Annotated in this window: 2 protein-coding genes; both read left to right on the forward strand. The window is 39.7% G+C overall.

All coding sequences use genetic code 11. The features are described 5' to 3' along the window. On the forward strand, positions 1 to 94 hold a 94-nt coding region (locus ERK18_RS09390; RefSeq protein ID WP_147444110.1), incomplete at its 5' end, for an IS3 family transposase. A gap of 51 nt (positions 95 to 145) precedes the next feature. Continuing rightward, on the forward strand, positions 146 to 340 hold a 195-nt coding region (locus tag ERK18_RS09395), incomplete at its 3' end, for a helix-turn-helix domain-containing protein (RefSeq protein WP_187155217.1).

The raw sequence follows: 340 nt of genomic DNA on the forward strand, positions 1-340 counted from the left end.
TTACGTTTACTGGTTCAATCATATTAGAAGATCAAACAAACTAAAATACACGACCCCGATCAAATATCGAAATCGTGCATTGAGTCTTGCGTAATATTAAAATGTCTAACTTTTTAGTTGCACTTCACATCTGGAGGGTTTTACTATGGTTAAATTTACCGTCAAACAAAAATTACAAGCGCTTAACTTGCTCAAAGAAGGCTACAGCAGCCATTCTGTGGCGCAAATGATTGGCACCGGATCACATCAACTAATTGATACCTGGGCTGCACAATACCAGCACTTTGGCGTTAAGGGCCTAGAAATTCGGCACACCTCGCAAAATTATCGTGGTCAATTC

The organism is Lactobacillus kimbladii, from assembly GCF_014323605.1.
Taxonomy (GTDB): domain Bacteria; phylum Bacillota; class Bacilli; order Lactobacillales; family Lactobacillaceae; genus Lactobacillus; species Lactobacillus kimbladii_B.